Annotated in this window: 2 protein-coding genes; one reads left to right on the top strand and one right to left on the bottom strand. The window is 72.7% G+C overall.

Annotation, left to right across the window (positions count from 1 at the left end; all coding sequences use genetic code 11):
- Positions 1-225 precede the first annotated feature (225 nt).
- The gene (locus ACWCP2_RS38115; protein ID WP_450913121.1) at positions 226-1,524 is read right to left on the bottom strand and encodes a cytochrome P450 family protein; all 1,299 of its coding nucleotides are present in this window, start codon (positions 1,522-1,524) and stop codon (positions 226-228) included.
- A 173-nt stretch (positions 1,525-1,697) separates the two neighbouring features.
- Between ACWCP2_RS38115 and ACWCP2_RS38110 the strand changes: the two genes are divergently transcribed.
- Complete coding sequence (locus ACWCP2_RS38110; RefSeq protein ID WP_450913120.1) at positions 1,698-2,714, top strand: amidohydrolase family protein; 1,017 nt, start codon at positions 1,698-1,700, stop codon at positions 2,712-2,714.
- The last annotated feature ends 169 nt before the right edge of the window (positions 2,715-2,883 follow it).

Raw genomic sequence — 2,883 nt, 5'->3', positions numbered from 1 at the left:
GGCCCGGCTGGGCGGGCCCGCCGTACGGGGCTTCGCCGCCGGGGTGCTGCCCCTGCGGTGCGGGCCCCGCGGATCCCTACGGAGGACCCACGGGGCGGGCGGACGAACGAACGGCGCGGTGCGACGGCGACCGGGGCCGGGGCCGGGGCCGGGGCCGGGGCCGGCCTAGACCTAGACCTCGACCTAGACCTCCGCCTAGACCTCGACCCAGTCGTCGACCTAGACCTAGACCTCGGTCCAGTCGTCGACGGTCCGCGACGGGTCCAGCGCGACCGGCAGCCGCTCCAGCCCGCGGAAGGCGGGGAACGGCCCCTTGAGCCACTCCTCCTGCCCCGGCTCGGGCGTCGCCAGGACCATGTCGGGGAACCGGTCGAGCAGGGCCGTCAGCGCGGTCTCCAGCTCCATCCGGGCCAGCGGGGCGCCGAGGCAGTAGTGGGGTCCGTGGCCGAAACCGAGGTGGGTGCCCTGCAGCCCCTTCCGCGTCACGTCCAGGGTGTCCGGCTCCGCGAACTTCTCCGGGTCCCGGTTCGCGGAGGAGATCGCGATCTGGACGATGGAGCCCCGCGCGATGGGAACTCCCCCGATCTCCAGATCCTCCAGGGCGTAGCGGAAGGTGGAGGTCTCCACGGAGCACTCGAACCGGACGAGCTCCTCGATCGCCTGGGGCAGCAGCTCCCGGTCCTCCCGTACGAGCGCCAGCTGGTCGGGGTGGGACAGCAGGGAGAAGACCGCGTTGCCGATCTGGAAGGTCGTGGTCTTGTGGCCCGCGAAGAGCAGGACCCACATCATCGAGACGAGTTCGTCGTCCGTCAGCGCCCCGTCCTCGTGCTCCGTCTGGATCAGCACGGTGAGGAAGTCGTCGTCGGGCTCCGCGCGCTTGCGGGCGACCAGCCGGAGGAAGTAGTGCCGCAGCCAGTCCTCCGCCGCGGCCAGGTCGCCGGCCGCGTCCTTGCTGAACCGGGAGCGCGTCACCTGCCCGAACCACGTCAGGACCTCGGTGCGCTCGTCCCCGACGATCCCGAGCAGCTCGCAGATGACCATGACGGGCAGCGGCAGGGCGAAGGAGGACATCAGGTCGACGGGGGTGTCCGTCGGACACTTGTCGAGCAGTTCGGCGGCGAGCTGCTCGATGCGCGGGCGCAGGAGCTTGACGTGACGCGGGGTGAAGGCCTCGTGCGCGATGTGCCGCAGCCGGGTGTGCCGAGGGGGGTCGGCGAAGATCAGGTTGTCGTCGAGGGCGTCACAGGTGTCCCCGAAGACGGCGTGGTAGATGTCGATGCCCTCGTGCATGTCCTTGCCGATGCGCGGATCGGCCAGCGCGAGGCGGGCGTCCTCGTACCGGGTGATGAGATACGTGTCCACCCCGTGGCGCGTGGTCAGCTTGCTGACGGGGGCCTGCTCGCGCAGCGACCGGTACACCGGGTAGGGGCACGTACGGTACTCCGGCGTGCCCATCGATACGGCCGCCACGGCCTCGCCGACGGGGAGGCCGTCACTCACTGCCACTGCGGGTTCGGTCGTCACGGTCTCAGACCTCTCGTGGGGCTCGACTGTCCAGCCACCTCACTCCCTCGGCCCGCGCCCCGCATAACCTCCGTTACCCCGTTCGGGCCCGAAACTACGCCCGCCTGAGCGGATCGGCCGGGTCCCGGACCTGTCCCGGGGCCGCCCGCGCGGCCCCGCCATAAGGTCCCCCCATGCCGGACATCGCAGACATCACCACCCCGCCGGACGACGGCAGCCAGAGCAGGATCGACGTCCACCACCACTTCTGCGCCCCCCAGTGGCTGGAGTGGGCCGAGGGCCAGGGCCTGGCGAACCGCAAGGCCCTGCCGCCGTGGGCGCGCTGGGACGCGGCGACGGCCCTGGACCTGATGGACCGGGCGGGCATCGCCACCGCCGTCCTCAAACCGATGCTGCCCGCGCGCTACGCGACGTCCGCGCAGCTCCGCGAGGCCACCGACATCACCCTGCGGGCGGCGGCGGAGGTCACGGAGGCCCACCCGGGCCGCTTCGCCTTCCACGCCCCGCTCTTCCTCGACGACGCGGACGTCTCGCGCTGGGCGCTGCGGCGGGGGCTCGACGAGCTGGGGGCGGTGGGGGTGAACGTGACGGCGAACTACGGGGGCGTATACCTGGGCGACCCCTCCTACGACCCGCTCCTCGTGGAGCTGGACGAACGGTCCGCCGTCGTGGACACGCACCCGCACAACCTGCCGGGCGGGGGCGGCGGGCCGGGGGCGGTGACCGTTCCGGGGATCCCGAACTTCCTGTGCGACTTCCTGCTGGACACCACGCGGGCCGCGCTGAACATGATCCACAAGGGCACGCTGGACCGGTTCCCGAACCTGTCGGTGATCCTGCCGCACGCGGGCGGCTTCCTCCCGCACATCGCCACCCGGGTCCAGGCCTTCGCGGGGGCGCTGACTCCGCCCGTGGACCCGGCGATGGTCCGGGACCACCTGCTCCGCTTCTACTACGACACCGCCGGGCCCATGTCCCCGGCGGGCACCCTGCTGGCGATGGCTTCGCCGGAGCGCATCCTCTTCGGCAGCGACTGGCCGGCGTGTCCTTCGGACATGGTGGCGGGCGTCGCGCTGCCGGCGCTGGCGGGGGATCCCGCGCTGACTCCGGCGCACCACCGGGCGATCAACCGCGACAACGCCCTCCGCCTGATGCCGGCCCTGACCTCCCTGAGCCCGGCCCGGGTCTGACCCCACCCGCTGCACGGCCCGACCGCAGCCACCGCTGCGACTGGTCGGCCCTGCGGGGCGGAGTTCCCCTACCCGCCCTTCCACCGTTCCCCGGGCCAGCCCGGACCCGCGCCTCAAACGCCGGCGGGGCTGAAGAGGGGTCCCGGGCTGCGCCCGGACCCCCTGGGGC

The sequence above is a fragment of the Streptomyces sp. NPDC002104 genome (assembly GCF_053593795.1).
This window is presented reverse-complemented; position numbering and strand designations above follow the sequence as displayed.